At 74.8% G+C, this 19074-nt stretch carries 20 protein-coding genes and 1 pseudogene; 10 read left to right on the forward strand and 11 right to left on the reverse strand.

Annotation, left to right across the window (positions count from 1 at the left end; genetic code table 11):
* Window positions 1-73: 73 nt before the first annotated feature.
* A complete protein-coding gene (locus tag ACIBIW_RS21555; protein ID WP_399338539.1) occupies window positions 74-541 on the reverse strand; it encodes a hypothetical protein in 468 nt (155 codons plus the stop codon).
* 125 nt (window positions 542-666) lie between these two features.
* Here ACIBIW_RS21555 and ACIBIW_RS21560 point away from each other — a divergent pair, with 125 nt between their 5' ends.
* Together ACIBIW_RS21560 and ACIBIW_RS21565 are read left to right on the forward strand one after the other, a co-directional pair.
* On the forward strand, window positions 667-1425 hold the full coding sequence (locus tag ACIBIW_RS21560) for an MBL fold metallo-hydrolase (RefSeq protein WP_399338878.1): 759 nt from the start codon (window positions 667-669) through the stop codon (window positions 1423-1425).
* Complete coding sequence (locus ACIBIW_RS21565) at window positions 1425-2105, forward strand: DedA family protein (protein ID WP_399338541.1); 681 nt, start codon at window positions 1425-1427, stop codon at window positions 2103-2105. Before ACIBIW_RS21560 ends, ACIBIW_RS21565 begins: the two co-directional genes overlap by 1 nt.
* Window positions 2106-2250: 145 nt before the next feature.
* Here the strand turns inward: ACIBIW_RS21565 and ACIBIW_RS21570 are convergent, their stop codons facing one another.
* The 3 genes from ACIBIW_RS21570 to ACIBIW_RS21580 all read right to left on the reverse strand — a co-directional run bounded on the left by ACIBIW_RS21570 (window position 2251) and on the right by ACIBIW_RS21580 (window position 5605).
* Window positions 2251-3339, reverse strand: coding sequence for an MBL fold metallo-hydrolase (locus tag ACIBIW_RS21570; protein WP_399338543.1), 1089 nt, complete (start codon window positions 3337-3339; stop codon window positions 2251-2253).
* A 386-nt stretch (window positions 3340-3725) separates the two neighbouring features.
* On the reverse strand, window positions 3726-4865 hold the full coding sequence (locus ACIBIW_RS21575) for a pyridoxal phosphate-dependent aminotransferase (protein WP_399338545.1): 1140 nt from the start codon (window positions 4863-4865) through the stop codon (window positions 3726-3728).
* Entirely contained in the window at window positions 4862-5605 is a 744-nt protein-coding gene (locus ACIBIW_RS21580) for an ANTAR domain-containing response regulator (protein ID WP_399338547.1), read from the reverse strand. Before ACIBIW_RS21580 ends, ACIBIW_RS21575 begins: the two co-directional genes overlap by 4 nt.
* A gap of 72 nt (window positions 5606-5677) precedes the next feature.
* On the opposite strand from ACIBIW_RS21580, the gene ACIBIW_RS21585 reads away from it, so the two are divergent.
* Window positions 5678-6814, forward strand: coding sequence for a GAF domain-containing protein (locus ACIBIW_RS21585; protein ID WP_399338549.1), 1137 nt, complete (start codon window positions 5678-5680; stop codon window positions 6812-6814).
* Window positions 6815-6856: 42 nt separating this feature from the next.
* Here the strand turns inward: ACIBIW_RS21585 and ACIBIW_RS21590 are convergent, their stop codons facing one another.
* Entirely contained in the window at window positions 6857-7666 is an 810-nt protein-coding gene (locus ACIBIW_RS21590; protein ID WP_399338551.1) for an RNA polymerase sigma factor SigF, read from the reverse strand.
* 137 nt (window positions 7667-7803) lie between these two features.
* Window positions 7804-7980: a hypothetical protein gene (locus ACIBIW_RS21595; RefSeq protein ID WP_399338553.1), complete on the reverse strand. Its 177-nt coding sequence runs from the start codon at window positions 7978-7980 to the stop codon at window positions 7804-7806.
* A gap of 260 nt (window positions 7981-8240) precedes the next feature.
* Here ACIBIW_RS21595 and ACIBIW_RS21600 point away from each other — a divergent pair, with 260 nt between their 5' ends.
* The 3 genes from ACIBIW_RS21600 (at window position 8241) to ACIBIW_RS21610 (ending at window position 9872) form a co-directional block, all read left to right on the forward strand.
* On the forward strand, window positions 8241-8630 hold the full coding sequence (locus ACIBIW_RS21600; RefSeq protein ID WP_399338555.1) for a DUF2795 domain-containing protein: 390 nt from the start codon (window positions 8241-8243) through the stop codon (window positions 8628-8630).
* Window positions 8631-8753: 123 nt separating this feature from the next.
* Window positions 8754-9230 (forward strand): CBS domain-containing protein, encoded by a 477-nt coding sequence (locus ACIBIW_RS21605; RefSeq protein ID WP_399338557.1) that lies wholly within the window; start codon window positions 8754-8756, stop codon window positions 9228-9230.
* Between the two features lie 93 nt (window positions 9231-9323).
* Complete coding sequence (locus ACIBIW_RS21610; protein ID WP_399338559.1) at window positions 9324-9872, forward strand: type 1 glutamine amidotransferase domain-containing protein; 549 nt, start codon at window positions 9324-9326, stop codon at window positions 9870-9872.
* A gap of 102 nt (window positions 9873-9974) precedes the next feature.
* Here ACIBIW_RS21610 and ACIBIW_RS21615 read toward each other — a convergent pair whose 3' ends face one another.
* Both ACIBIW_RS21615 and ACIBIW_RS21620 read right to left on the reverse strand, forming a co-directional pair.
* The gene (locus ACIBIW_RS21615; RefSeq protein WP_399338561.1) at window positions 9975-10559 is read right to left on the reverse strand and encodes a TIGR03086 family metal-binding protein; all 585 of its coding nucleotides are present in this window, start codon (window positions 10557-10559) and stop codon (window positions 9975-9977) included.
* Window positions 10560-10593: 34 nt separating this feature from the next.
* A complete protein-coding gene (locus tag ACIBIW_RS21620; RefSeq protein WP_399338562.1) occupies window positions 10594-10830 on the reverse strand; it encodes a DUF6158 family protein in 237 nt (78 codons plus the stop codon).
* A gap of 179 nt (window positions 10831-11009) precedes the next feature.
* Between ACIBIW_RS21620 and ACIBIW_RS21625 the strand changes: the two genes are divergently transcribed.
* Both ACIBIW_RS21625 and ACIBIW_RS21630 read left to right on the forward strand, forming a co-directional pair.
* Window positions 11010-12110, forward strand: a complete 1101-nt coding sequence (locus ACIBIW_RS21625) for a Vms1/Ankzf1 family peptidyl-tRNA hydrolase (RefSeq protein WP_399338563.1) — start codon at window positions 11010-11012, stop codon at window positions 12108-12110.
* A gap of 188 nt (window positions 12111-12298) precedes the next feature.
* Complete coding sequence (locus ACIBIW_RS21630; protein ID WP_399338564.1) at window positions 12299-12682, forward strand: hypothetical protein; 384 nt, start codon at window positions 12299-12301, stop codon at window positions 12680-12682.
* A gap of 47 nt (window positions 12683-12729) precedes the next feature.
* On the opposite strand, the gene ACIBIW_RS21635 is transcribed toward ACIBIW_RS21630, so the two are convergent.
* Window positions 12730-14349, reverse strand: coding sequence for an ABC-F family ATP-binding cassette domain-containing protein (locus ACIBIW_RS21635; protein WP_399338565.1), 1620 nt, complete (start codon window positions 14347-14349; stop codon window positions 12730-12732).
* A 165-nt stretch (window positions 14350-14514) separates the two neighbouring features.
* Between ACIBIW_RS21635 and ACIBIW_RS21640 the strand changes: the two are divergent.
* A pseudogene (locus tag ACIBIW_RS21640) lies at window positions 14515-15147 on the forward strand (phosphatase PAP2 family protein); the annotation flags it as partial.
* A 173-nt stretch (window positions 15148-15320) separates the two neighbouring features.
* Entirely contained in the window at window positions 15321-16130 is an 810-nt protein-coding gene (locus tag ACIBIW_RS21645; protein WP_399338566.1) for a class I SAM-dependent methyltransferase, read from the forward strand.
* A 71-nt stretch (window positions 16131-16201) separates the two neighbouring features.
* On the opposite strand, the gene ligD is transcribed toward ACIBIW_RS21645, so the two are convergent.
* Both ligD and ACIBIW_RS21655 read right to left on the reverse strand, forming a co-directional pair.
* Window positions 16202-17125 (reverse strand): non-homologous end-joining DNA ligase, encoded by a 924-nt coding sequence (ligD, locus tag ACIBIW_RS21650; RefSeq protein WP_399338567.1) that lies wholly within the window; start codon window positions 17123-17125, stop codon window positions 16202-16204.
* An 85-nt stretch (window positions 17126-17210) separates the two neighbouring features.
* A complete protein-coding gene (locus ACIBIW_RS21655) occupies window positions 17211-19073 on the reverse strand; it encodes a transketolase (protein WP_399338568.1) in 1863 nt (620 codons plus the stop codon).
* Between the last annotated feature and the right edge of the window lies 1 nt (window position 19074).

The following is a 19074-nucleotide window of genomic DNA, read 5'->3' on the forward strand; positions in this document are numbered from 1 at the left end:
CGGCCCGCCCCGGGCGGGTTCCGGAGAGTGCCGGATCGGGGCCGTCTGTGGCTGCCGCGCGGCGGTGTTCGCCTCAGGTGCCGTCGTATCCGGCGGTGGGCATGGAGAGCCTGCGGTGCACCACGGCCTTGGCGCCCGGCGAGTAGCGCGGCTCGGGGAGGTCGGCCGTCGCGAGCGCGATGCCGCGCCGGTCGCACTCGGCGGCGAAGACGGCCACGGACGCCAGGGCGCGTTCGAGCACGCGGGGTCCTGCGGCGAGGAAGAGGTCGACGCGGCCCGCGTCCGCGTCCTCCCAGAGGGCGCGGTGGTCGCAGCGCAGCGCGTTGACCACGAGGACGCTCGTGATGACGTGGCCGCGCCCCGCGGCCCAGTGCCGGCACATCGCGAGCTGGTTGCGGGTGTCCACGAGGAAGGGGTCGGCGTCCAGTTCCTCCAGGGGGGTCAGGCTGGTGATCGCGGTGACCCGTAACCCCCCGGGGCCTTCCGCGCCCGGCGCGCCGCCGTCCTCGTCCCCGGCCGCGTCCCTGGCCCTGTCGGGCATGTCCCGCTCACCTCGCTCACCGCGCCCCGCCTGAGAGTTCTCCGGGCACGAAGCGTAGCGCTGCCCGTAGGCTCGTGTGCAGTCGAGAACCCGGCGGTGCCGGGGCGGAGGGCGTGGGAGAGGCGTTGGAGATCACCTGGTGGGGGCATGCCACCTGTACGGTCGAGGACGCGGGGGTGCGGGTGCTGACCGATCCGCTGTTCACCCGGCGCCTTGCGCATCTGCGGCGGCGCGGGGGCGCGCTGCCGCCGCCGGAGGCCGCGGTGGCCGACCTCGCCGTGATCTCGCATCTGCACGCGGACCATCTGCATCTGGCGTCCCTCGCCCGGCTGGCGCCCGGTACCCGGGTGCTGGTGCCGCGCGGGGCGCCCGGCATCGTACGGGGGCTGCGGCGGCTCGCGGTCACGGAGATGGCGCCGGGCGACGAGACCGAGGTGGGCGACCTGCGGGTGCGGGCGGTGCCGGCGCGGCACGACGGGCGGCGGCTGCCGGTGGGCTCGCGCGGCGCCCCGGCGCTCGGCTATGTGCTGACCGGTGCTGCGCGCACCTACTTCGCCGGGGACACTGGGCTTTTCGACGGGATGGCGGAGGCGGTGGGGCCGGTGGACGTGGCGCTGCTCCCGGTCGGCGGCTGGGGTCCCCATCTGGGCGCGGAGCACCTCGATCCGGTACGGGCCGCGGAGGCGCTGGCGCGGCTCGGCGCGGGCAGCGCGGTGCCGGTGCACTACGGCACGTACTGGCCGATCGGGATGGACGCGGTGCGGCCGCACGAGTTCCACGCGCCGGGGCGCGAATTCGCCAGGATCGCCGGGGTGCGCGCCCCCGGGGCCACCGTGCACCTGCTGGCGCACGGGGAGAGCGTGCGGCCGCGGGTGGCGCGGTGATGTCCGCGGTGGCGGCGGCGCTGTCGGCGAACGTGGCGCCGGAGTCGGCCCAGCAGGCGGTGGGCTACCCCTCGCTGTTCCTGCTGGTGCTGATCGGGGCGCTGGTGCCGGTGGTGCCGACGGGGGCGCTGGTGTCGTCGGCGGCGGTGGTGGCATGGCACAGGACGCCGTCGTCGCCCTTCGGGCTGCTGCTGGTGTTCGCGACGGCCGCCGCCGCGGCGTTCTCCGGGGATGTGGCGCTGTACTGGCTGGGGCGGCGCGGCATGGGCTCGAAGAACGGCTCGCGCTGGCTGGAGGCGATACGGCGGCGGGCGCCGGAGGAGCGTCTTGCGCAGGCCCAGCGGCGCCTTGCGGAGCACGAGGTGACGGTGCTGGTGCTGTCGCGACTGGTCCCGGCGGGGCGGATACCGGTGATGCTGGCGTGTCTGCTGGCCAGGATGCCGCTGCGGGGCTTCGTGCGGGGGAATGTGCCCGCGTGTGTGGCGTGGGCGGTGACGTACCAGCTCATCGGGGTGCTGGGGGGCGCGGTGTTCGCCGAGCCCTGGCAGGGGGTGGCGCTCGCGGTGGCGCTGACGGTGCTGGTGAGCGCCGCGCCCTCGGTGTGGCGGAGGGTGTCGGGGCGCCCGCGGAGGGAGCGTGCGCGGTCGGCCGGGCGCACGGAGGCGGAACGCACGGGGTGAGCACGCGGGGTGAGCGCGCGGGGCGCCCCGTGGTGCGCTCCGGGGCGCGCCCGGTGTGTACGGCGTGTGTGGCGCGTGGAGAGTGTGGGGCGCGGTGCCCGCGCGTCCCGGCGGCGGCCGGACGCGCGGGCCAGGGGCCGGTTCGTCAGCCGTTCGGGAACTTCTTCTCCAGGCCGAGTTCGGCCGCCTTGGCGCAGTCGACGACCACGTTGAAGTAGTTCTTGACGGACTTCTTTCCGTTTACCAAGGGGTTGGGGCCGAAGCCGCGGCTGGGCAGCTCCCTGGTCTTGGTGACCGCGTTGTCGAACTCGGAGTGGTTGGACAGGAGCACGGTGGCTCCGGCGGAGGTCGCGGCCTTGCGCATGGTGCGGGCCGAGTCGATGTAGGTGCGGTAGTTGGCGAGGCCCGGGTCGGGCTTGTCGTTCTGGAAGCCGAGGGCGGTGCCGCCGGAGTAGGCGACGGTGTGCGGGGTGCCGTGGTCGGTGACCTGGAAGAGGAACGACAGGGTGCCGGGGGTGTGTCCCGGGGTGGGCACGATCCTGAGGGTGGTGCCGCCGAGCCGCAGCCTGGTCTCCTTGGTGACCCTGATGCCGGTGCGCGGGTCGGGCGTCTGCCCCTTGAACGTCTTGGGGTGGGCCGCGATCGCGTCCCAGTCGGCCGCGCCCATCACCACCCGGGCGCCGTGGCTGGCCTCCTGGACCACCTGGACGCCGCCGACGTGGTCGGCGTGGGCGTGGGAGATGACGATGTACTTGATGTCCCGCGGGTCGAACCCGAACCGCTTCATCCCGTCCAGGATCAGCGTCTTGGCGCTGTACTGGTAGCCGGAGTCGATCAGGATCAGTCCCGCGCCGGTCTTGAGTATCCAGGCACTGTGGACGGAGCCCCCGACGAAGTAGAGGTTGTCGAAGACCTGGGCGGAGTCGGCGTACCAGGTGGACTTGGCGGGCGCCTTGGAGGGGTCGTCGATGTACGGGGGCGTGGCGTCCTCGCCGCTCGGCGCGCCGTTGGTCGGCGGGAGGAAGCAGAGGCGGTTGAGGGTGCCGAGGTGTTCGAGTCCCGCCGCGGTCTTGGCGGCCTGCTGGGCGGCGAGTATCTCGGCGTCGTAGTCCCTGGCGGCGGGCTCGGCAGCGCCCCCGGACTGGGCGAAGACCGGGGACACGGCGAAGCCGCCGCCCGCGAGGACGGCGGCCGAGGCCAGGATCGCGAGCCGTGATCTGGTGCGGTTTCTCATGCGGGTGCTCCGAGGATGGCGTAGACGATGCGGTCGATGAGGCCGTCACACCCGGCGCGGCCGGTTCGCGGCGCGCTCCGGGGTGGTCGCTCTGGTCGGCATCGGCGGCGCGTCGGCATCGGGCGCGCGGGGCGCGCGGGCACGTCGGCGCGTCGGAACGGTCAACTCAGTCGATACAGCCGATGCAGATTCCACTGGCCGGTATTGAACTCCCGGATAGTGGAAGACTGCGCCGGGTCGGAGGGTGTGTCAAGGGTCACAGAGGACCCTGGTGCACGAATCGCCCGCCGACGCCGACCTGACCCCGTGACGGGTGGTGCGGGAGGTGCCGAGGGGGCGGGAGTGGCCCGGGGACGGGTCCCGTAGAGCGCCCGCGCGGCCCGGGGTTACGGCAGCGCGAGCCGGGCGAGGGCCGGTTCCAGGCCGCCGGCGGGCAGGGTGAGCCGGGCGCGCAGCGCGCCGAGCGGGTCGCCGAAGCGGTGGCCGCCCGCGGCCGGCACCTCCGCGTGGCGGGACAGGAACTCCTCAAGTTCCTGGGCGTCCCGCACGCCGTGCGCGGCGAGCACGGGCCGCAGTGGGTCCATGTCGACATACAGACACCGCCCGGCGGCGGGCGGGAGCGCCAGCGCGCCCGCGGCCCGTACCAGCGTGTACGCGCGCACCGCGAGGCGCGCGTAGAGCCGGGCGGAGGCGGCGACCCAGTCGGCGACCGGGGCGGGCTCGCCGAGCGCGAGGGCGGCGGCCGCCGCCGAAGGACCGGTCAGCAGCCCCCCGCTCGCCATGAGCACGTCGAGCACCCCGGCCCGCAGGTCCCGTCCGGGCCCGGTGTCGGGGAAGCGGGCCACCGCGGCGGGCCAGGACGGCGGCAGCAGCGCCCCGGCGAGGTCGGCGAGCACGGTGACCCGGTCGGGCGCCATCTCGGCGGGGCTCACCAGCACGGTCGCGGTGCCCGGGTGCACCAGGTCCCGCAGGCTCTCGTCGCTGACCAGGCCGAGCCCGGCCTCGGCGGCCGCCTCCACCGTCGCGTGCAGCAGTTCGGGCGGCGGCACGGTGCCGGTGGGGTCGTCGGCGACCGACAGCACGAGCAGCCGGGGGTCGCCGCCCTCGCCGCGCACCCTGCGCACCGTTTCGAGCAGCGCGTACGGGTCGGGCACCCCGCCGCAGTCCACGGGCGCGGGCACCGTGAACACGCGGTGGCCGAGCAGCCCCGCCTGCGGCGCCCACCAGGCGGGGCGCGGCCCGGGCAGCAGCAGGTCGCCGCCGACCGCGGCGAGCAGCGCCAGCAGCAGTACGGCACCGGAGGGCGCCGCCACCACCGCCTCGGGGGACACGGCCAGGCCCCGGCGCGCCCAGTAGCCCGCGGCGGCCTCCCGCAGCGGGGCGCCGCCGCCGGCCGGCTCCGCCGCGGTGCGCCGCGCGCCGTCCGCGCAGGCGGCCGTGAGCGGGCCGGGCGGTGCCAGCACGGGCGCCGGGGTGCCGGGACCGTAGCGCAGCGGGCCGCGTCCCGTGGCGCGGGCGGCGCTCATCCGCCGCTCGCGGGGCTCGGCGGGGGCACGGCGCCCGGGGCGAGGGAGGCGAGCCGGTTCTCCAGGCCGTGGCCCCGGCTCTCGACGACCCGCGCGGCGACGTCGGCGAGCTTGCGGTTGGTGCCCTGGGAGATACGGCGCAGCACCGCGAAGGCGTCGTCGGCGTCGCACCCGAGCACGTACATCACGATGCCGCACGCCTGGTCGATGACGGGCCTTGAGCGCAGTGCGGCGCTCATCTGGTCGAGTTCGGCGAGGGCGCCGCGGTAGGCGCGGTCGCGCGCGAGCCCCGCGGCGGCCAGTTCGCCGAGGGCGCGCGCCGACGCGTACCCGGCGGCGGCGAAGGCGCCGGGGCGGAAGCCGTAGAGGCTGAGCGTGACCGTGAGGGAGCCCTGCCGGAAGGGCAGGGTGACGTGGGAGCGCAGGCCCGCGTCGAGCGCCACGGCCCGGAACGCGGGCCAGCGCTCCTCACGCAGCAGGTCGGCCGAGTCGACCGGGTCGCCGGAGGCGGTCGCCGCCGGTATCGGGCCCTCGCCCTCGCGCAACTGCACGCCCACGAGGGCCGACAGGTCCGGATGGGTGACACCGGCCTGGCGCCCGGCGGCGGTGTCGGAGACGGTGGTGCTGGCGCCGCAGCAGCCGGCCGTGCAGAACGCGGCCTTCTCGGCCAGCTCGGAGAGGCGGCGCACGGCGAGCGCGGGTTCCTGCGCCGGGGGGCTCGCCCCGGGGCCTGGTGTCATCTCCCGCCTCCTCAACCGAACGACTTCCCCTCCATATCACCCGAAAACGGTGCGAAGGGTTAAGTTCGACGCATGGCACACATCGACGAGTCCGGCGAGGAACTGGCGGACTTCGTGCACCGGCTCGCGGAGCTGAAGAACGCCCGCGCGGTGGCCGAGAGCGAGCTGCCCGCCGTGCTCGACGCGGCCCTCTTCGAACTCGATCATGTGGCGGACCGGCTGTGGCCGCTGTACGAGCGGCTGGCCGCGGCGGGCGGGGAGAGCGCCCGGGTGCCGACCGAGGACAGCCTTGAGCGGCAGTTGCTGCACGCGCTGTTCCAGCGGTTCCCGCTGGGGGTGGTGCTGCTCGACCGGGAGTCGGTGGTACGGCGGATGAACTTCACCGCCACCGGGGTCACCGGGGTGCGCGCCGGCTATGCCACCGGGCGCGCCTTCACCGGGTTCCTGGTGCAGGCCGACCGGGCCGCCTTCAGGTCCCAGACGGCGGCGGTGGGCAGGGGCGAGGGCGACCGCAGCCTGGTGGTGCGGCTCCAGCGGGACCCGGGGGCCCGGGTGCGGGCCACCCTGACGGCGCTGCGGCCGAGCCATGAGCCGCGGATCGTGGTGCTCGGGGTGCTCCAGCCCGCCGACGGCCCGACGCCGCCACCGCCCGCTCCCCCGGGCCGCGTCCCCGACCTCGCGGAGGCCACCCGGCACGCGGCCCTGATGGACCTGCTGGACGAGGTCACCACCACCGTGCTGACCTGCCCGCCGCGCGAGGTGCTCGCACGCACGGCCCGGGTGCTCCACGAGCGCTTCGCCGACTGGGTGGTCGCCGACGCGGGCGCCGCCCAACTGCGCAGGACGGCGGTGTACGGGCCGCAGGACGCAGGCACCCTGGCGGAGTCCCTGGCCAAGCAGGACCCGGCGGGCTGCCCGCTGGTGGTGGAGGCGGCGCGCGGCGGTTCGATGGCGCTCCAGGTGCGCCCCGAGGACCCGGAGGCGTTTGGGCGCGACCCGTCGGGCGAGCCCGTGCTCGTACGGGCCAACGTGACCTCGCTGGTGTGTGTACCGCTCACCGACGCCAGGGACGGTGCGGTGCAGGGCGTGCTGACGCTGCTGCGCACCGGCCCCAGGGCGGCGTTCTCGCTGGCGGAGGCGCAGGCGGTGGACATGATGGCGGGGCATCTGGCGCTCGCGCTGCGCGGCGGACGGGTGCGCGGCGGCTGAGCGCACGGGGCCGGGCGGGGCGGGCATGGTGGCGGGCCGGTGTCAGGCGGGCTGCGGTACGCCCCTGTCGTGCAGGATGTCCTCGCGCAGCCGGCCGCAGCTCCGGGAGATCAGCCGGGACACGTGCATCTGCGATATGCCCAGTTGCTCGGCTATCCGGCTCTGCGTCATGTCGCCGAAGAAGCGCATGTAGAGGATGGCACGCTCGCGCTCCGGCAGGGCGCGCAGCCGTGGCTTGACGGCCTCGCGGTCGACGACGACGTCGAGTGCGGGGTCGGCGGAGCCGAGTGCGTCGCGCAGCGCGTAGCCGTCCTCGCTGCCGGGCAGCTCCGCGTCGAGGGAGAGCGCGGTGAAGCTGTCGAGGGCTTCGAGGCCGATGCGCGCGTCCTCCTCGCTCATCTGCGCCCGCTCGGCGATCTCGGAGACGCTGGGCAGCTGTCCCGAGACGGACTGGGTGAGGTCCTGGCAGGCGAACCGGACGCGGTTGCGCAGGTCCTGCACCCTGCGGGGCACGTGCAGAGTCCACATGTGGTCCCTGAAGTGCCGTTTGATCTCACCGGTGATGGTGGGGACCGCATAGCTCTCGAAGGCGCAGCCGCGCGCCGGGTCGTAGCGGTCCACCGCCTTGACCAGGCCGAGTGCGGCGACCTGTCGCAGGTCCTCGTAGGACTCGCCCCGGCCGCGGAAGCGGCCCGCGAGGCGGTCGGCCATGGGCAGCCACGCCTCGACGATCTCGTCCCTGAGCACGTCGCGCTCGGGGCAGGGGGGCATGCCGATCAGGCGGTCGAAGTCTTCGGAGGTGTCGGGGGCGTCGTCGTGCGGATGCTGCTTCGCTCGGGTGTCGATGCGCATGATGTGTCGCTACTCCCTCGGGGAGGATGCCGATCGACGGACCTCGTGGGAGCACGCGGGCGAGGTGGACACACCCCGGGTGCGGATGCCGCTCCCACGGATGTGCCTCCTGTCCGAAGCACAGAATTCGCTTGCCCTCAGGTGCGGGCCTCAAACATTTCGCGGTCCTCGGCCTGCTCCGCCACCTGGTGCGGCGTGGCGGTGGCGGCCTCGGGTTCTTCCGCCGGGATCGGCAGCATCAACTCCTCGTACCGGCCGAGGGCCAGCATGACCACCAACATGAGGACTGGCATGAGCACGGCGAGTATCGCCATGGCCCTTCCCTCCGGGATGTCGGGGAGTGGTGCGATTCGGGTGTCCCGGGGAGACCGTCACAAACCGGCCTCCTCATATGAACGTAAGGACTTCCGGCGGCTTCCGCGACTCGGCGCGGTCCTGTGCCGTCCCGCCGCAGGTCGGCGGCGCGCGGGACGGCGGCCCCCGCGGCCCCGGGATCGGGCGGCGCGGGGACGTGTCGGTGGTTGCCCATCGGGTACGCGGTCCCCGTCTCTCCGATGGACGATGGAGGAACACGATGCAACGAGGCAGTGACCGGCTCAGCGTGCACAGGGACGACGAGATGAAGGCCGAGCTGCGGGGGCTGCTCAACTCGGGGCGGCCGACCAGGACCGAGGAGTGGCACGACCCCGAGCCGACCGCGGACGACGACCCGGAGCTGGCGGGCGGCCCCGTGATCCCGGGCCCCGGTTCCCGGGGCTCGGTGCCCGAGCTGCGCTACGAACTCGCCCGCCACCTGGGGCGGGCCCCCTTCCCCGCGGGCCGTGACCGGCTGCGGGTGGCGCTGCGTCAGCAGCACGCCCCGGACGGCCTCGTCGACCTGATGGACGAGCTGCCGCGGGGCACGACCTACCACACCGCCCGTGAGCTTGCGGAGGCGCTGCTGAGCGCGGGCGGGGAACCCTAGGCCATGTCGTTTGACACGACCTAGACACACCCGAACATCCCGAAGGCGCCCGGTCGCGGCGGCGGACCGGGTCCGTGACACGGCGCGGCCCCGCGGGCGGGCGCCGCGGAAAGGGTCCTGAGCATGGCCGAGTTGGTGAGGGACGTGATGGCGCGGGGCGCGGTGTGCGTACCGCCTGACGCCTCGCTCGTCGAGGCCGCGCAGCTCATGCGGGCCCAGGAGACGGGCGAGGTGATGGTGGCGACCGGGGGCCGGGTACTCGGGGTGCTCACGGACCGCGACATCACCCTGCGCGCCGTCGCGGACGGTGTGGACCCGCTGATGGTGAGCGCCCGTTCGGTGTGCACCCCGGAGCCGGTGACGGTGGCCCCGGACACCACGGCGGCCAGGGCCGCGGCGCTGATGCGCGAGCACGCGGTGCGGCGGCTGCCGGTCGTCGACGACGGGCTGCTCGTCGGGGTGGTCGGCAGGAGCGACCTGGCCCCGCGCGACGCGCCCGGCCGCCGGGGGCCCGCGGGTGCGCGCGCCGCGAGGACGGCGGACGACGCCGCCGTGCCCGCGGGCCGCCGGACCTCCTCCCCCGACGCCCAGCGGGCCTGAGGGCCGCGCCGCGGCAGCCGTACGACCCGCCGCCACACACCCCGTAGAAGAACCGGACAAGGCCAGGGAGAACACAAGAAAGGACGTGGACCCATGCGTATCGCGTTTCTCGTGGCGCCCGAGGGCGTCGAGCAGGTGGAGCTGACCGACCCCTGGGACGCCGTGCTCGACGGCGGTGACGAGCCGGTGCTCGTCTCCACCTCGCCCGGTGAGATCCAGGCGTTCGACCACCTCGACAAGGCCGACACCTTCCCGGTGGGCGAGGTGGTCGGGGACACCTCGGCAGAATCCTTCGACGCGCTGGTGCTGCCGGGCGGTGTCGCCAACCCCGACTTCCTGCGCACCGACCGGGCCGCGGTGTCGTTCGTCAGGGACTTCTTCTCCCGCGGCGCCCCGGTCGCCGCGATCTGCCACGCGCCGTGGACGCTCGTCGAGGCGGACGTGGTGCGCGGCAGGACCCTGACGTCGTGGCCGAGCCTGCGCACCGACATCACCAACGCGGGCGGCACCTGGGTCGACGAGCAGGTCCAGGTCTGCGACGCGGGCCCCAACGTGCTGGTGACCAGCCGCAAGCCGGACGATCTGAAGGCGTTCGACGAGGCGCTGCGCACCGAGTTCGCCAAGGGCCGCAAGGCGTCGTGAGCCGCCACACGGTGTGAGGGCCCTGTGAGGGGCCTTGCCCTCGCCGGGCCACCCGGCGGGGGCGCCCGGTCACGGCTTCCCGGCCGGAGGCCGGGGGTGGGATCAGGGCTTCCTGCCGAGCAGGCAGAGCAGCTTGGTCTGCACACCCGCGCCGGGCGGGGGCTCGGCGGGCGGTCCGAAGAGGCCGCTCGCCTCCAGCTCGGCCGCGTACGGGGTGACCTCGCGTACCGAGAACGCCACCAGGTCGTCGGGCAGCCGCTCGTCGGCGCCGACGGCGCGTGACAGGTCCCAACTGTGCACCACCAGGTCGGCGATCATCTGGGAGCAGTAGGCGGTGGCCGAGGTGTCGCCGTACGACAGGTGGACCGTGCGGCCGAGCGCACCGCGCTCGGCGAACGCCTCGCGTGCGGCCTCGGCCGCGGTGTCCCAGGAGCGCACGGGCTCCGGGCCCAGCATGTCCCCGTCGAAGATGCGCCCCACGGAACCGGTGGTGGCGCCGTCGCGGACGAGCGGGGGCACCCACAACTGCTCGGCGGTGAGATGGTTGACCAGGTCGTGAATGCTCCAGTCGGTGCAGGGCGTGCCGTGCTCCCACTGCTCGGGCGTGATGCGGTGCACCCGGTCGGTGAACAGGTCGAGCGCCGCGGCGTGCCGGGCCAGCAGCGGGTTCCTGTGGTCGACTGCCATGGTTCGGTTCCTCCCGTGGCCTCGGCGGGGCCGCTCAGGCGGGGCCCGCCGCCTCGCGTTCCCTCGCCCCCGCCCGCGTCCTGCCGCCGGCCACGGGGCGGCGCGGATGGCGGCGCAGGTACTCGCCTTCCAGCTCGGCCATGCGCTCGTTGTGGGCGCGCAGCGCGTCGTTGGAGCCGTGCAGCAGCGTGTCATGGCGGGTGCGGTGGATGGCCTCCAGCTCCTTCATGAGCTGCTGGTCGTCCAGGCGCCCCGGATCGACTCCTGTCATGTGGCACCCACTTCCCGTCGCCGTCCTCGGCTGTTCGTCGCTGTACGTCGCTGTTCTTCTGCGGCCGTCGCTGTACGTCGCCGGTCGCGTCCTGCCCGGTCGTGTCGGGGTCATATGGCCGGGTACCCGCCCTGGACGAAGTACCCCGCAGTAGTACGTACGACGCTCCGGAGGCAGCCATGGATCTCGCCTTTCTCCAGCCACTGTACGAACGTTCCGGACCCTGGGCCTCCGTGTACGCCGACACCTCACGGCACAGCGAGTCCACCGCGGAGGAGCGGTCCCTCGCGGCGTCCGACGTGCACAGGCAGCTCATGGAGCAGGGCGCGGACCAGGCGACAGCGGCGGCGGTGCGCGAGGCGATGGACGACCTGCGGGGCTCGGGCGAGCCGCACGGCAGGGCCCTGTTCGCGGCGGGCGGCGACGTGGTGCTCGACCCGTCGCTGGCGAGCGCGCCGCCGGGCACCACGGGGCAATGGGTGCAGTGGTCGGTGCTGCCGCACACCGCGCCGCTGCTCGACCTCGCGGGCGAGGACCCGCTGTGCCTGGTGGCGGTCGTGGACCGGCGCGGCGCCGAGTTCGAGCTGCGGGGCGCCCGGGGCGCCGCCACCGCGGGCTCGGTGTCGGGCAGGCAGTGGCCGATGCACCGTACGAGCACGGCCGACTGGTCGGAGCGGCACTTCCAGCTCCGGGTGGAGAACACCTGGGAGCACAACGCGGGCGAGATCGCCGCGGCGATCGCCCGGCTGTACGAGGACAGCGGCGCCGACCTGGTGGTGCTGGTCGGTGACGACCGCGAGCGGCGCACCGTCCACGACCGGCTGCCGCAGGGGGCCAGGGAGGCGGCGGTGGAGGCGCTGCACGGCTCCGGCACCCGGCAGCTCGACGAGGAGATCGAGCGGCTGCGCGCGCAGTTCGTGCACGAGGAGGCCGCGGCGGAGCTGGAGCGCTTCCTCGCGGCCCGCGCGGGCGACCGGGGCGCCGCCGAGGGGGTGCCCGCGCTGGTGGCGGCGGCCCGCGAGCACCGTATCGACGAGCTGCTCGTCAGGCCGGAGGCGGGCGATCCGCACCGCAAGGTGTGGGTGGGCGAGGAACCCGACCAGCTCGCGGTGCGGCGCACCGAGAGCGGCCCGCTCGGCGAGCCGCGGCCGGAGCCGTGCCGCGCGGACGACGCCCTGGTCAGGTCCGCGGCGGTGACCGGCGCCCGAGCGCTCTCCGTGACCTCGGCGGGCCCGGGCGAGGAGCCCGCGGGCGGCCTCGGGGCGGTCCTGCGCTGGTAGGGGCGGGGCGCCCGACCCGAGAAGACGCGGAGCCAGGAGCACGGAGCCCCGGGGGCTTCACGGGGCGCGGGGCTCCGCCCGCCGCGCGCCGCCCGCGCGGGTGCGGCGCCGCCCGCCCGCGCCGGGTGCGGCAGGACCCCCGTATGCTACCCACCGGTAATAAGTATGCGCGGCGCAAGGAGGCCCCCGTGTCCCGGTTCTTCCGCTCCCCGAAGCCCCTGGCCGGGCTGCTGGCCGCGGCCGGTGTGACCCACCTGGCGAAGCCGCGCCCGTACGACGCGATCGTGCCGCGGGCGCTGCCCGGGAGCCCGCGGGCCTGGACCAACGCCAGTGCCGCCGTGGAACTCGCCCTCGCGGCGGCCCTCCTGGCGCCCCGCACTCGCCCAGCCGCGGCGCGGGCCGCCGCCCTGTTCTTCTGCGCGGTCTTCCCTGCGAACGTGAAGATGGCCGTCGACTGGCGGGGGCGCTCCACCGGGGAGCGCGCCATCGCCTTCGGGCGGCTTCCGCTCCAGGTGCCGCTGGTGCTGTGGGCGAGGGCCGTCGCCGGGGAGGCCACCGCGCCCAGCGGCTGACCGGCCCCGGGGCCCGCACGGGGCCGGCGGGAGTCGGAGGGGGCGCGTCAGCGGGCGCGTACCACCCGGCCCTCGTCCCAGACCGCCTCCGGGACCTCCCTGACCCGGCCGTCGGCCCCGAAGACCAGGAAGCGGTCGAAGGAGCGGGCGAACCAGCGGTCGTGGGTGACGGCGAGCACCGTGCCGTCGAAGCTCTCCAGGCCCTCTTGCAGCGCCTCGGCCGACTCCAGGTCGAGGTTGTCGGTCGGCTCGTCGAGCAGCAGGGCGGTGACGCCGCGCAGTTCGAGCAGCAGGATCTGGAACCTGGCCTGCTGGCCCCCGGAGAGCCGGTCGAAGGGCTGCTCCGCCTGGCCGGTCAGCTCGTAGCGCCGCAGCCGGGACATGGCGGCGCCGCGGTCCTTCGCATGCTCGCGCCAGAGGATGTCGAGCAGGGGGCGGCCCAGCAGCTCCGGATGGGCGTGGGTCTGCGCGAAGTGGCCTGGCACCACGCGGGCGCCGAGCTTCCAGGCGCCGGTGTGGCCGACCTCGCCGCCCGCGAGCAGCCGCAGGAAGTGCGACTTGCCCGAGCCGTTGGAACCGAGGACCGCGACCCGCTCGCCGTAGAAGACCTCCAGGTCGAACGGCTTCATCAGGCCGGTCAGCTCAAGCCCCTCGCAGGTCACCGCCCGTACCCCGGTGCGCCCGCCGCGCAGCCGCATCCTGATGTCCTGCTCGCGCGGCGGCTCGGGCGGCGGGCCCGCCTCCTCGAACTTGCGCAGCCTGGTCTGGGCCGCGTGGTAGCGGGAGGCCAGCTCCGCGCTGTTCTCCGCGGCCTGGCGCAGGTTCAGCACCAGCTTCTTGAGCTGCTTGTGCTTCTCGTCCCAGCGCCTGCGCAGCTCCTCGAAGCGGGCGAAGCGCTCCCTGCGCGCCTCGTGGTACGTGGCGAAGCCGCCGCCGTGCACCCAGGCGTCGGCGCCCGCGGGGCCCGGCTCGACGCTGACGATACGGTCGGCGGCGCGGGCCAGCAGCTCCCGGTCGTGGGAGACGAAGAGCACCGTCTTGCGGGTCTCCCGCAGCCGCTCCTCAAGCCAGCGCTTGCCGGGTACGTCGAGGTAGTTGTCGGGCTCGTCGAGGAGCAGCACCTCGTCGGGCCCGCGCAGCAGCGCCTCCAGCACGAGCCGCTTCTGCTCGCCGCCGCTCAGGCTGTTCACCGGGCGCCACTGGGCGCGCTCGTACGGGACGCCGAGGGCGGCGGTGGTGCAGATGTCCCACAGGGTCTCGGCCTCGTAGCCCCCGGCCTCGCCCCAGTCGGCGAGCGCGGTGGCGTAGCGCATCTGGGCGGCCTCGTCGTCGACGGTCATGACCGCCTCCTCGGCGGCGTCGACGGCCGCGGCGGCGGTGCGCACCCGGGGCTGCGCCACGGACACCAGCAGGTCGCGCACCGTGGACCCGTCCCGTACCGACCCGATGAACTGGGGCATGACGCCGAGGCCGCCGCTCGACGTGACGCTGCCGCCGTGCGGCCTCAGCTCGCCGGACAGCAGCCGCAGCAGGGTGGTCTTGCCCGCGCCGTTGGGCCCGACGAGGGCCACCGCCGCGCCGTCGCCCACCCGGAAGGAGACGTCACCGAGCAGTGCCCGCCCGTCCGGCAGCAGGTACTCCAGGTGCGCGGCCTCCAGATGTCCCATGGGCACGCATTGTGACCGGTGCGGGCCGCGAGGCCAAGTCGTTTTCGCCGCGGGGGTCCCGACCCGCCGTGCGAGAGGGTGAGCGGGGCCGCGCGGACTCGGCCGGACCGGTGTGTTCGGCGGTGGGATGGGTGACGGACGGGGGGTTCGGGGTATCGGGGTGGGATGTGTCGTGAAGCCGATGTTCCGTACGAATCACCTGCGGTGGCCCGGCTGGCCGCCTGCGACCTGCGGCTCTTCGAGGCGGTGGCGCGGCGGCACTGGCCCACGGGCGACCTGCTGCTGCCCCGGGTGAGCCGCTGGGCCAACCACGGGGTGCTGTGGTTCTCGGTGGCGGGCGGCCTCGCCGTCACCGGCTCCCCCAGGGCGAGACGCGCCGCGGCCCGGGGCGTGGCCTCGCTTGCGCTCGCCTCCGCCGCCATCAACACGGTGGGCAAGCGGTCGGTGCGCAGGCCCCGGCCGGTGCTGGACGCCGTACCCCTGGTGCGGCGGCTGAAGCGGCAGCCGCTGACGACATCGTTCCCGTCGGGGCACGCGGCGTCCGCGGCCGCGTTCGCCGCCGGGGTGACGCTGGAGGCGCCCTCCTGGGGTGCGGCGGTGGTGCCGCTCGCGGGGGCCGTGGGGCTCTCCCGGGTCTACACGGGGGTGCACTACCCGAGCGACGTGGCGGTGGGCGCGGTGCTCGGGGTGGCCGCCGCGCTTCTCACCCGCAGGGTGGTGGCGTCGTTGGAGGCGGCGGACCGGAAGCGCACTCCTCGACGGCGCGAGCGCCAAACCGCCCCCGAGGAAGAGGGAGTCGAGCCGCGCCCCTGACCGGACGCCGCCACCGCACTGTCCATATTCCGATACGGGGGTCTCATTATCTGGGGCGGCGGGCGTACGGTGCGTGGGCACCCCAGCCGGTGCCCGGCCGCCCCGCGGGCGCTGTGTCACCCGCGCCAGGCCGGCCGTTCGATCCGGGAGGAACGGCCATGCCGAAGGAGACCGCCGTGTACACGCACGGCCACCACGAGTCCGTCCTGCGCGCCCACACCTGGCGCACCGCGGCCAACTCGGCCGCGTACCTGCTCGGATCGCTGCGGCCGCACATGCGCGTCCTCGACGTCGGCTGCGGCCCCGGCACCATCACGGCCGACCTCGCGGAGCTGGTCCCCGACGGGCACGTGACCGGCATCGACAGCACCGAGGACATCCTCGCCAAGGCGCGCGCCACCGCCGCGGAACGCGGCCTGGCCAACGTCGACTTCGTAGCGGGCGACGTGCACGCGCTCGACCACCCGGACGACACCTTCTGCGTGGTCCACGCCCACCAGGTGCTCCAGCACGTCGGCGACCCGGTGCAGGCGCTGCGGGAGATGCGCCGGGTCTGCAAACCGGGCGGCTACGTGGCCGTGCGGGACGCGGACTACTCCGCCATGACCTGGTACCCGCGCTCCCCGGGCATGGACGCCTGGCGCGACCTCTACCGCCGGGTGGCCCGCGCCAACGGGGGCGAGCCGGACGCCGGGCCCCGCCTCAAGTCCTGGGCGATGGCGGCCGGTTTCACCGACATCACCACCACCGCGAGCACCTGGTGCTTCAGCAGCGAAGAGGAGCGCGCCTGGTGGAGCGCCCTGTGGGCGGACCGCACCACGGCCTCCTCCTACGCAGGGCGCGCCGTCGGCGGCGGCCACGCCACCCGCGCCGACCTGGAATCCGTCGCCGCGGCCTGGCGCGCGTGGGGAGCGGCGCCCGACGGCTGGCTCGGCATCCTGCACGGGGAGATCCTCTGCCGCAAGTAGCCGCGTCCCGGCGGATGTCGGACCCTGTCGGCCCCGCCGTCGGCCCGGCGCGGGTGTCGGCCCCGCCGCCGTCAGCCCAGCTTCTCCAGGCGGCGGCGTGCCGGGCCGAGTGAGCGGCCCCGGGTGGCCGCGCCCGACCACGGCTTCGTACGGGCCTGCTCGACCGCGTTCTCCATCGTCCAGGTGCGGGAGTCGACCCGGGGGTCGTCCAACTGCTCCCAGGTGAGCGGCGCGGCCACCGCGGCGCCCGGCTTGGCGCGGACCGTGTACGGGGCCACCGCGGTCTGGGCGTAGCCGTTGCGCTGGATGTCCAGGTAGAGCCTGCCGCCGCGCTCGTTCCTGCGCACCGCCGTGGTGAGCCGGTCGGGGTGTGCGGCGGCCAGCGCGTCGGCCGCGGCCCGCGCGAAGTCCCGTACGGTGTCGAAGTCCGCGTGCCCGTCCAGCGGTGTCAGCACGTGCACACCGCGGGAGCCCGTGGTCATCGCCACCGCGGGCAGTCCGAGGCGGTCGAGGAAGTCGCGTACGAGGCGGGCGGCGTCGCGCACCGGTGCGAAGTCGTGCTCCGGCGGGTCGAGGTCGAACACCAGGTGGTCGGGGTGGTCGGGCCTGGCGGCGCGGGACTGCCAGCGGTGCAGGGTCACACACGCCTGGCCCGCCAGGTAGAGCAGCGTCGGGGTGTCCTGGCAGAGGGTGTGGGTGACCGTGCCGCCCTCCTTGGAGAGGGTGCGGCGGGCGATCCAGGCCGGGTAGTGGTCCGGGGTGTTCTTCTGCATGAAGCGCTGCCCCGCGATCCCGTCGGGGCAGCGCTCCAGCATCAGCGGCCGGTCCCGCAGCCGCGGCAGCAGGAAGGGCGCGACGGCCCGGTAGTACTCGGCCAGGTCCTGCTTGGTCCAGCCGTCGCCCGGGCCGTCCCCGGGGAAGAGCACCTTGTCCGGCCTCGGCAGCTCCACGTCGCGCCGGGTGGTCTCCAGGGTGCGGGTGGGCCGGCTCGCCATGGCGCCCCTCCTTCCTCCCGTCCGCGCCCGTCGGACGGGCTTCCTGTCCGTCGTGGCGTTCGGACGGGCTTGCCGTACCCGCCCGTCAGATGAGACGGCGCGCCGTCTCCACGATCGCCGCCGCGTCGATCTCCGCCGCCCGCAGCATCTCCGCGGGGGAGCCGGAGCCCGGCATGATGCGCACGGCGAGGCGGGCGAAGCGCGGGCAGTCCCGGCCGTCGGCGAACGCGTCGAGCACGGCGTCGCCGATGCCGCCCTCCTCGTGGTGGTCCTCCACGGTGAGCAGGCAGCCGGTCTCGTCGGCGGCGCGGCGCAGGGTCTCGCGGTCCACGGGCTTCACCGAGTAGAGGTCGACGACGCGCACCGCGACGCCCTCCTCGGCGAGGGTGTCGGCGGCGGCCAGCGCCTCGGGCACCGTCACGCCCGCGGCCACCACCGTGAGCCGGTCGTCGGGCCCGGACCTGAGCACCTTGCTGCCGCCGACGGGGAACGCCTCGTCGGGCCCGTAGAGCACCGGGCTCTCCCCGCGCGAGGTGCGCAGGTAGCCGATGCCCCGGCGGTCGGCCAGCTCGGCGACGAGGCGGGCGGTCTGGTTGGCGTCGCAGGGGTAGAGGACCGTGCTGCCGTGCACCGCGCGGAACATCGCCAGGTCTTCGAGGCCCATCTGCGAGGGGCCGTCCTCGCCGATGGCGACGCCCGCGTGGGAGCCGCAGAGGTTGATGTCGCTGCCGCTGACCGCGGCCATCCGCACGAAGTCGTGGGCGCGGGTGAGAAACGCCGCGAAGGACGTCGCGAACGGCACCCAGCCGCGCGCCGCGAGGCCCACCGCGTTCGCCACCATCTGCTGCTCCGCGATGTAGCACTCGAAGTACCGCTCCGGGTGCTCCTTCGCGAAGAATCCGGCGCGGGTGGAGTCGCCCACCTCGCCGTCGAGCGCGACGACGTCGCCGCGTGCCGTGCCGAGCGCGGTCAGCGCCTCGCCGAACGCGTTGCGGGTGGCGACCTCGTCGCCCCGCTCGTAGCGCGGCAGTTCGACGGTGGCGCGGTGCGGGGTGTGGCTGCGGCGCACCGCGGGCGGCGCGGGCGGCGTGACATGGATGTCCTCGCGGCGCCCGCCCAGCTCCTCGATGGCCTCGTCGGCGTCGGGCAGCGGCTTGCCGTGCTTGCCCTCCTTGTCCTCGACGGCGGCCACTCCCCTGCCCTTGAACGTGCGGGCCAGGATGACCGTGGGCACGCCGGTGGTGGACGCGGCCTCGTCGAAGGCGCTGTCGATGTCCTCCAGGTCGTGGCCGTCGACCTTGACGGTGTGCCAGCCGAAGGCGTGGAAGCGGCGGGCGTAGGCGTCCAGGTCGTGGCCGTGGCGGGTGGGCCCGCGCTGCCCGAGCCTGTTGATGTCGGCGATCAGGGTGAGGTTGTCCAGGTGCTCGAAGCCGGCCTGTTCCGCGGCCTCCCAGACCGACCCCTCGGCCAGCTCGCTGTCCCCGCACACCGCCCACACCCGGTAGTCCCCGAACTCCAGGCGCTTGCCGGACAGCGCGATGCCGACCGCCACGGGGAAACCCTGCCCGAGCGAGCCCGTCGCGGTCTCCACCCAGGGCAGCCGCTGCGGTGTGGGATGGCCTTCGAGGCGGCTGCCGAACTTGCGGAAGGTCAGCAGCTCCGGGTCGCTGATCGCGCCCACCGCCTTCAGCGTGGAGTACAGCAGCGGGGAGGCGTGCCCCTTGGAGAGCACGAAGCGGTCGTTGCCCGGGTGCTCGGGCCGGTCGACGTCGTAGCGGAAGTGACGCGCCATCAGCACGGCCATCAGGTCGGCCGCCGACATCGACGAGGTGGGGTGCCCGGAGCCCGCGGCGTCGGCGGCGCGCACGCTGTCCACCCTGAGCTGCCGTGCCAGCTCGGCCATCTCGCGCGTGCTCAGCGTCCTGGCCCGGTCGGTGGTGGTGCTCATG

The organism is Streptomyces sp. NPDC050560, assembly GCF_044457285.1.
GTDB lineage: Bacteria > Actinomycetota > Actinomycetes > Streptomycetales > Streptomycetaceae > Streptomyces.

What these genes read in the sequence shown, in the direction of transcription:
- ACIBIW_RS21555 (WP_399338539.1), bottom strand. Translation starts at nt 541, where the DNA reads ATGCCCGACAGGGCCAGGGACGCGGCCGGGGACGAGGACGGCGGCGCG.
- ACIBIW_RS21565 (WP_399338541.1), top strand. Translation starts at nt 1,425, where the DNA reads ATGTCCGCGGTGGCGGCGGCGCTGTCGGCGAACGTGGCGCCGGAGTCG.
- ACIBIW_RS21570 (WP_399338543.1), bottom strand. Translation starts at nt 3,339, where the DNA reads ATGAGAAACCGCACCAGATCACGGCTCGCGATCCTGGCCTCGGCCGCC.
- ACIBIW_RS21575 (WP_399338545.1), bottom strand. Translation starts at nt 4,865, where the DNA reads ATGAGCGCCGCCCGCGCCACGGGACGCGGCCCGCTGCGCTACGGTCCC.
- ACIBIW_RS21580 (WP_399338547.1), bottom strand. Translation starts at nt 5,605, where the DNA reads ATGACACCAGGCCCCGGGGCGAGCCCCCCGGCGCAGGAACCCGCGCTC.
- ACIBIW_RS21585 (WP_399338549.1), top strand. Translation starts at nt 5,678, where the DNA reads ATGGCACACATCGACGAGTCCGGCGAGGAACTGGCGGACTTCGTGCAC.
- ACIBIW_RS21590 (WP_399338551.1), bottom strand. Translation starts at nt 7,666, where the DNA reads ATGCGCATCGACACCCGAGCGAAGCAGCATCCGCACGACGACGCCCCC.
- ACIBIW_RS21595 (WP_399338553.1), bottom strand. Translation starts at nt 7,980, where the DNA reads ATGGCGATACTCGCCGTGCTCATGCCAGTCCTCATGTTGGTGGTCATG.
- ACIBIW_RS21600 (WP_399338555.1), top strand. Translation starts at nt 8,241, where the DNA reads ATGCAACGAGGCAGTGACCGGCTCAGCGTGCACAGGGACGACGAGATG.
- ACIBIW_RS21605 (WP_399338557.1), top strand. Translation starts at nt 8,754, where the DNA reads ATGGCCGAGTTGGTGAGGGACGTGATGGCGCGGGGCGCGGTGTGCGTA.
- ACIBIW_RS21610 (WP_399338559.1), top strand. Translation starts at nt 9,324, where the DNA reads ATGCGTATCGCGTTTCTCGTGGCGCCCGAGGGCGTCGAGCAGGTGGAG.
- ACIBIW_RS21615 (WP_399338561.1), bottom strand. Translation starts at nt 10,559, where the DNA reads ATGGCAGTCGACCACAGGAACCCGCTGCTGGCCCGGCACGCCGCGGCG.
- ACIBIW_RS21620 (WP_399338562.1), bottom strand. Translation starts at nt 10,830, where the DNA reads ATGACAGGAGTCGATCCGGGGCGCCTGGACGACCAGCAGCTCATGAAG.
- ACIBIW_RS21625 (WP_399338563.1), top strand. Translation starts at nt 11,010, where the DNA reads ATGGATCTCGCCTTTCTCCAGCCACTGTACGAACGTTCCGGACCCTGG.
- ACIBIW_RS21635 (WP_399338565.1), bottom strand. Translation starts at nt 14,349, where the DNA reads ATGGGACATCTGGAGGCCGCGCACCTGGAGTACCTGCTGCCGGACGGG.
- ACIBIW_RS21645 (WP_399338566.1), top strand. Translation starts at nt 15,321, where the DNA reads ATGCCGAAGGAGACCGCCGTGTACACGCACGGCCACCACGAGTCCGTC.
- ligD (WP_399338567.1), bottom strand. Translation starts at nt 17,125, where the DNA reads ATGGCGAGCCGGCCCACCCGCACCCTGGAGACCACCCGGCGCGACGTG.
- ACIBIW_RS21655 (WP_399338568.1), bottom strand. Translation starts at nt 19,073, where the DNA reads ATGAGCACCACCACCGACCGGGCCAGGACGCTGAGCACGCGCGAGATG.